At 72.1% G+C, this 6,992-nt stretch carries 6 protein-coding genes and 1 pseudogene; 1 reads left to right on the top strand and 6 read right to left on the bottom strand.

Translation table 11 applies throughout. The annotated features are described in order from the left end of the window. The 3 genes and pseudogenes from Q6969_RS11440 to Q6969_RS11430 all read right to left on the bottom strand — a co-directional run. A pseudogene (locus Q6969_RS11440) lies at window positions 1-452 on the bottom strand (septum formation inhibitor-activating ATPase); the annotation flags it as partial. Window position 453: 1 nt separating this feature from the next. Continuing rightward, window positions 454-1,095, bottom strand: coding sequence for an SAF domain-containing protein (locus Q6969_RS11435; protein ID WP_317230553.1), 642 nt, complete (start codon window positions 1,093-1,095; stop codon window positions 454-456). Between the two features lie 56 nt (window positions 1,096-1,151). Then, window positions 1,152-1,760, bottom strand: coding sequence for a hypothetical protein (locus tag Q6969_RS11430; protein WP_317230552.1), 609 nt, complete (start codon window positions 1,758-1,760; stop codon window positions 1,152-1,154). Window positions 1,761-1,967: 207 nt separating this feature from the next. Between Q6969_RS11430 and Q6969_RS11425 the strand changes: the two genes are divergently transcribed. After that, complete coding sequence (locus Q6969_RS11425) at window positions 1,968-2,567, top strand: Rv3235 family protein (protein ID WP_317230551.1); 600 nt, start codon at window positions 1,968-1,970, stop codon at window positions 2,565-2,567. A 107-nt stretch (window positions 2,568-2,674) separates the two neighbouring features. On the opposite strand, the gene secA is transcribed toward Q6969_RS11425, so the two are convergent. The 3 genes from secA to Q6969_RS11410 all read right to left on the bottom strand — a co-directional run. After that, complete coding sequence (secA, locus tag Q6969_RS11420) at window positions 2,675-5,497, bottom strand: preprotein translocase subunit SecA (protein ID WP_317230550.1); 2,823 nt, start codon at window positions 5,495-5,497, stop codon at window positions 2,675-2,677. A 205-nt stretch (window positions 5,498-5,702) separates the two neighbouring features. Further along, the gene (hpf, locus tag Q6969_RS11415; protein WP_317230549.1) at window positions 5,703-6,392 is read right to left on the bottom strand and encodes a ribosome hibernation-promoting factor, HPF/YfiA family; all 690 of its coding nucleotides are present in this window, start codon (window positions 6,390-6,392) and stop codon (window positions 5,703-5,705) included. 70 nt (window positions 6,393-6,462) lie between these two features. Then, window positions 6,463-6,992, bottom strand: a 530-nt coding sequence (locus Q6969_RS11410) for a phosphoribosyltransferase family protein (RefSeq protein WP_317230548.1), incomplete at its 5' end; no start/stop codon positions are given.

The raw sequence follows: 6,992 nt of genomic DNA, 5'->3' as shown, positions 1-6,992 counted from the left end.
CGCTCGCGCCTGCCCTCGGCAGGCGCGAGCTCCCCGGGCTCCGCCGCCCGAAGGCTAGCGGCCGGGTCGGCCCGGCGCGCACCGGAGGGGGCGCCTCCGCCCGGGGCCGGGCGCACGTTTAGCAGCAGCGCCTCGATCTCATGCCACACCGCCCCCTCGTCCACGACCTCGTGGTGCCCGAGCGCCTGGGCGTTCCGCCGGTCGGCCTCGCTGGACGCGACGGCGACCGCACGCGCCCCGCGCTCGTCGAGCAGGGCGAGGACGTCGCGGTCGAGGGTCGACGGGGACGCCGCGATGACGAGGTGCAACGGGTCCGCCGCGGCGGACCGCACCGCGGCGACGACCTCGGCCGCGCCCGTCACCCGCGCCAGGACCGTGTGGCCCGCGTCGACGACGTCCCGCAGGAGCGCGTCCTCCACGCGGGGCGGGAGCGCCAGGATGAGGCAGGCCACGTCAGGCGCCCGCGTCGCCGACGGGCACGAGGGTGATCTGGTCGCGGGCGTCGGTGGACGCGAGCAGGGCCGCGACGTCCTGCCGTGGCACCGTCACCCGGACCCGGGTGTGCTCCTGGTCGGCCACGAAGCCCTCCGGGCGGATCACCTCGGCGACGGTCGCGCCCGAGACGATCACCCGGGGCGGGTCGTACGCGTCGGTGCCCGAGCCCTTGGCGGCGGCCGCCCAGATGTCGACGACCGTCCCCGCCGCGACCAGGTGGTCCGCTCCGGCGGCCGTCGCGATGACGACCGAGGCCGTGGTGCGCGCGTCCGACGAGGAGAGGGAGGATCGCGGGACGAGCTCGCCCCCGCCCACGAACCGGGTGACGACCGACCCGTCCGCCGAACCCGGGGAGACGTAGAGGCCCGCGGCCGCGCCGTCGATGCGGACCCGCACGGGCACGAGGTCGGCGTCGTGGACCGTGCTGCCCGCGTCGAGGGCCGATGCCGCGGCCATGACGACGGTGGAGGAGTCGACGGAGCGGACGAGCGCCACGACCCCGCCCGCGGACACCAGGACGAGGACGAGCCCGACGACGAAGCGGGGATCCAGCCAGGCCGGACGGCGCGCCGGACGCGCAGGACGAGAGGTGGGAGGCATGCGGGTCAATGTCGGGGACGGGGTGCCCGGACGTCGCACGTTGTCCACATGCCGGCTCAGACCCGGACGAGCACGATCCCGACCAGCGGCACGAGCCGGTACCCGGTGACGGCGGACTCCCGGCGCGGGGTGCCCGCCTCGTGGACGGCGACGTCCACGTGGTCGCGGGCGACCCGGTCCAGCGTGCCGCCGACGACGGTGTCGGCCAGGCGCAGCTCGACCCGCGCGCGACGCCGGCACAGGTCCCGGAGGACGAACGGCAGCCCGATGCGGTCCACGATCCCCCGTTCGGGCGGGAGCTCGGACACGGGCTGCAGGCTGGCCCTCACCTGTTCGCGGTCCAGGGCGAGGGCGTGGACCGATGCGAGCGGGAGGATGCACGCCCGTTCCTCCCGGGACGCGCTCGCCTCGCCGGGGACGACGAGGTCGCCCGACAGCCAGTCGCGCCCGAGCACCTTGGCGCGCACGTCCACCCATGTGCCGTCGCACAGCGACAGCCGGAGCGGCCGCACCTGGTCCGACGACGTCAGGGCGCGGAGGCGGTCGCGCAGCACGGTTCGCGCCACCCGGACGCGCTCCTCCTCCGCCCGCTGGTCGCGCTCCTCGGCGAGGCGGGCGGTCTCCCACTGGCCCTCGAGGTCGTCGAAGAGGTTGTCCCACCTCACGCGATGCCCGCGACGGGAGCGTCGGACGGACGTGGCGGCGGCGACGAGGGCGGGGACATCCGGATCACCTTGGGGTCGCTTCCTTGAGATCCGCTCTCAGTTCTCCACATGTTGGGTCCTGGACGTGCACCGATCCTCTCGCGATGTCACAGTTGTCCAGTCATCGTGGTCCCCCGACCGGGGGGAGCACCCGGATGGGAGTGACGCATGAGTGAAGCAGTGCCACGGGAGGAACTCCCTGACCGCCGGAGCACCATCTCCGGGGACGCCGACGGCGCAGCCGCACGCCGCGCAGCGGCTCGGAAGGCGTCCAGCGCGTCGAGCACCGCAGGCGATCCCCCCGCAGGGGCCACGGCACGCGCGCCGGGCGCGACGGCGCCGACGGCGACCGCTCCCGTCCGCGGCACCATCCGCAAGCGCTTCGACGTCGACGACTTCTTCGGACGCCAGCCCTGCAGCAGCCAGGACCTGCCCCCGTCCGGTCCCCTGCTCGAGAACCTCACCCGATGCGTCATCGAGATCCTGGCGGGAGCCCGTGAGCTCGACCAGATCGCTCGCTGGGTCAGCGACGACGTCTACCGCCACCTGCTCAAGCGCGTGGTGCTGAGCGCTCGGGCGCGGCGCACGAAGGGACAGTCGGTGACCCGCCCCGTGTTCACCATCGGAACGGTCACGTCGTTCTCGCCGCGAGACGGCGTGATCGAGGCCGTCATCGTCGTCCATGGCCGGGCCCGCGCACGCGCCGTCGCCATCCGGCTGGAGGGACTCGACCGCCGCTGGCGCGCGACGGCCATCAACGTGCTCTGAGCCGACCTCGTCCGTCGCATGACGAAGGGCGCACCTCCTCCGGGAGGTGCGCCCTTCGTCATGCCTGCAGGACGGTGCGAGTCGGCGGTGACCGCCGACCCGCTGCGCTACTTGCCCCGCTCGGCCTTGCGCCGCTCCTCGCGGTTCGCGGGAGCCGACGACGGGCCGGTGCGCTGGCCGAAGGCGCCGCGCGCGGGCGGTCCCTGCGGAGCCTCCGACTCGTCCTCGCCGATCAGGATGGCGTCCTCCGCCTCCTGCTCCTTGCGCGCCTTCGCGGTGGCCGCCTTCTCGATCTGGCCGCGCTGGTTGCGGACCTCGACGCCGCCGTCGTCCGTCGGAGCCGTGTAGCGGAGCTTGTCGGCCGTCGCCTGATTGGCGGCGAGCCCCTTCGCCTGGATGCGCGGACCCACCGACTCCGCGTCGGCAGGCGCCTGGACCTCGACCTCGAGGTTGAACAGGAAGCCGACGGTCTCCTCGCGGATGGCGCCCATCATCTGCTGGAAGAGCGCGAAGCCCTCCCGTTGGTACTCGACGAGTGGGTCGCGCTGCGCCATGGCACGGAGTCCGATGCCGTCCTTCAGGTAGTCCATCTCGTACAGGTGCTCGCGCCAGCGGCGGTCGATGACCGACAGCACGACGCGGCGCTCGAGCTCGCGCATGGCGGCCTCGCCGAGCTGCTCCTCGCGCTTCGAGTACGCGAGCTTCGCGTCCGACAGGATCTCCCGGCGCACGAAGTCGCGGTTGACGCGGCCCTTGCTGCCGGCCTCGGTGATGACCTCGTCGATGCTGATGGAGATCGGGTACAGGGTGCGGAGCTCCGTCCAGAGGGCGTCGAAATCCCAGTCGTCGCCGTTGCCCTCGCCGATGTGCGAGTCGAGCACGTCGTCGATGACGGCCTCCAGGAACCGCTGCGAGCGCTCCTGGAGGTCGTCGCCCTCCAGGATGTGGCGGCGGTCGCCGTAGATGGCCTCGCGCTGGCGGTTGAGGACGTCGTCGTACTTGAGGACGTTCTTGCGGATCTCGGCGTTGCGCGCCTCGACCTGGCCCTGCGCGCTGCGGATGGCGCGGCTGACGACCTTCGACTCGATGGCCACGTCGTCCGGCACGCTGTCGCGGCCCATGAGGCTCGCGGCGGCGCCGTTGTTGAACAGGCGCATGAGGTCGTCGGTGAGCGACAGGTAGAACCGGCTCTCGCCCGGGTCGCCCTGGCGGCCGGAGCGCCCGCGGAGCTGGTTGTCGATGCGTCGCGACTCGTGGCGCTCCGTGCCGAGCACGTACAGGCCGCCGGCGTCGATGACCTTGGCGGCCTCCTCGTCGACCTCCGCCTTGACCGCGGCGAACACGTCGTCCCACTCGGTCTCGTACTGCTCCGGCGTCTCGACCGGGCTGAGGCCGCGGGAGTTCATGGCGGCGACCGCGAGGAACTCGGCGTTGCCGCCGAGCATGATGTCGGTGCCGCGACCGGCCATGTTCGTGGCGACGGTGACGGACCCGAGGCGGCCGGCCTGGGCCACGATGGCCGCCTCCCGCGCGTGGTTCTTCGCGTTCAGGACCTCATGGCGGACGCCCTTCTTGGCGAGGAGCTTGGAGAGGTACTCGCTCTTCTCCACGCTCGTCGTGCCGACGAGCACGGGCTGGCCGGAGGCGTGGCGCTCGGCGATGTCCTCGACGACCTGCTCGAACTTGGCCTTCTCGTTCTTGTAGATGAGGTCGGACTGGTCCTTGCGCTGCATGGGCCGGTTCGTGGGGATCGGGACGACGCCCAGCTTGTAGGTGCTCATGAACTCGGCCGCCTCGGTCTCGGCGGTACCGGTCATGCCGGACAGCTTCTTGTAGAGGCGGAAGTAGTTCTGCAGCGTGACGGTGGCGAGCGTCTGGTTCTCGGCCTTGACCGCCACGCCCTCCTTGGCCTCGATGGCCTGGTGGATGCCCTCGTTGTAGCGGCGTCCCATGAGGATCCGGCCCGTGTGCTCGTCGACGATGAGCACCTCGCCGTTCATGACGACGTAGTCCTTGTCCTTCTTGAACAGCGCCTTGGCCTTGATGGAGTTGTTGAGGAACGAGATGAGCGGGGTGTTGGCCGACTCGTACAGGTTGTCGATGCCGAGGTGGTCCTCGACCTTCTCGATGCCGGCCTCCAGCACGCCGACCGTGCGCTTCTTCTCGTCGACCTCGTAGTCGACCTCCGGGATGAGGCGCTTCGCCACCGTCGCGAACTCGGTGAACCAGCGGTTGGCGTCGCCCGCGGACGGGCCCGAGATGATGAGCGGCGTGCGGGCCTCGTCGATGAGGATGGAGTCGACCTCGTCGACGACCGCGAAGAAGTGGCCCCGCTGGACCATGTCGGCCGCCTGCCACGCCATGTTGTCGCGCAGGTAGTCGAAGCCGAACTCGTTGTTCGTGCCGTAGGTGATGTCGGCGGCGTACTGCTCGCGGCGCTGCTGCGGGGTCTGACCCGCGAGGATGACGCCGGTGGTCATGCCGAGGGCCCGGAACACGCGGCCCATGAGCTCGCTCTGGTAGCTCGCCAGGTAGTCGTTCACCGTGATGACGTGCACGCCGCGCGAGGCGATGGCGTTGAGGTACGCGGGCAGCGTGGCCACGAGGGTCTTGCCCTCGCCCGTCTTCATCTCGGCGATGTTGCCGAGGTGGAGGGCCGCGCCGCCCATGATCTGGACGTCGAAGTGACGGAGGCCGAGGGTGCGGCGGGACGCCTCGCGGACGGCCGCGAAGGCCTCCGGGAGCAGGTCGTCGAGGGACTCGCCGTTGGCGTGGCGCTCGCGCAGCTCGACGGTCTCGTTCTTCAGCTCCTCGTCGGTGAGGTGCGTGAAGTCCTCCTCGAGCTGGTTCACCGCCTTCGCGTAGTTCTGCAGCTTGCGGAGCGTGCGGCCCTCGCCGACGCGAAGGACCTTCTCGAGTACTGACGCCATCGGTGTCTCCCTGCGGATCTGGGGCGGGCGCCGGGTGACGACGACCGCCGGGTCGGCACGCGGATATCGCCGCCGACGAGCACCGCCATAGTACCGACTCACCCGCTCCCGTTCCCGGGAGCGCCCTGACCCGTGGAGCGGCGGACGCACGAGGCCCCGTGCGCCGGAGCGCACGGGGCCTCGACCTCGCGGAGCGAGGAGCGGATCAGCGGCGGAGCGACCGGGAGCCGGCGCCGGCGCCCTCCAGCTCCTGCTCGCCGTCGGCCAGGCCGATGACGCCGTAGTCCCAGCCCTTGCGGCGGTAGACGACGCTCGGGCGGTCGGTCTCGGCGTCGATGAAGAGGAAGAAGTCGTGGCCCACGAGCTCCATGTGCTCGAGCGCCTGGTCGACCGTCATCGACTGGGAGGGGAAGACCTTGGTGCGGATGACGACGGGGCAGTAGTCCTCCTCGGCGACGGGCTGGTCGACGGGGGCGACGCTCCGGCCGTTGACGCGCTCGATGAGCTCGGCGTCGGCCGGGTCGAGGTCGATCTGGGCGAAGCCTCCGGTCGCCGCCTCGTGGAGGGACACCGGGCGGTGGTTGCCGCGGTGGATCTTCTTCTTGTCCTTGGCGCGGCGCAGCCGTTCCAGCATGCGGCCGAGGGCGAGGTCGAAGGCCGCGAACTTGTCGGCGGCGCTGCTCTCCGCCCGGATGACGGGGCCGGGACCCACGAGCGTGATCTCCACGCGGTCGTCGCCGGCGGACCCGCCGGACTTCTCGCTGTGCCGCGAGACCTTGATGTCGAGCGAGATGGACTTCTCGGCGAGCTGGGCGATCTTGTCGGCCTTCTCGGTGGCGTACACGCGGAAGCGATCGGTGATCTCCGCGTTGCGGCCGGTGATGTTGATGTCCATGACGTACCTCCAGATCATGACGCGCCGCCCGCTGGAAGAGGGCGATCACTTTCACGCCTTTCGGGCGAGCCTAGACCTCCGGCTCCGCGATGCGCGAGGCATCCGGCGGGTGCACCGCGAGTGCATCGGAAGTGCACAGGGAGCGACGCTCCGGGCCGGGCCGCACGGACCCCACGGGGCGGCGGCGACCCGGGACGGCCGCGAGGACCGCGCACGCGACGACCTCGCCGCCCGCGGCGCGGATCGCCCGGCACGTCTCCCGCAGGGTGGCGCCCGTGGTGAGCACGTCGTCCACGACGACGATCCGGCGGCCCGTGAGGTCGACGCGCGCGACGAGGCACCCGGCGACGTTGGCGGAGCGGGCGGCGACCCCGAGGCCCGCCTGGTCCCCGGGTCGGCGGGTGAAGCGGAGGGGGTGACGCCGGAGACCGGGGGGCCCGGGCAGCCGGAGCGGTCGCCCGCCCGCGCGGGAGAGGAGGACCTCGACGGGGCCGTACCCGCGTCGCCGCAGGGCGGCGCCGGGCGACGGGACGTCGACGAGGTCGAACGCGGCGACGACGCGCTCCCCCGGGGTGCCGCGGGCCGGGAGGGATCGCCCGG

The organism is Clavibacter sp. MX14-G9D, assembly GCF_032917815.1.
Classification (GTDB): Bacteria; Actinomycetota; Actinomycetes; order Actinomycetales; family Microbacteriaceae; genus Clavibacter; species Clavibacter michiganensis_K.
The sequence above is the reverse complement of the archived record's forward strand: the minus strand, read 5'-3'. Positions and strand labels throughout refer to the sequence as shown.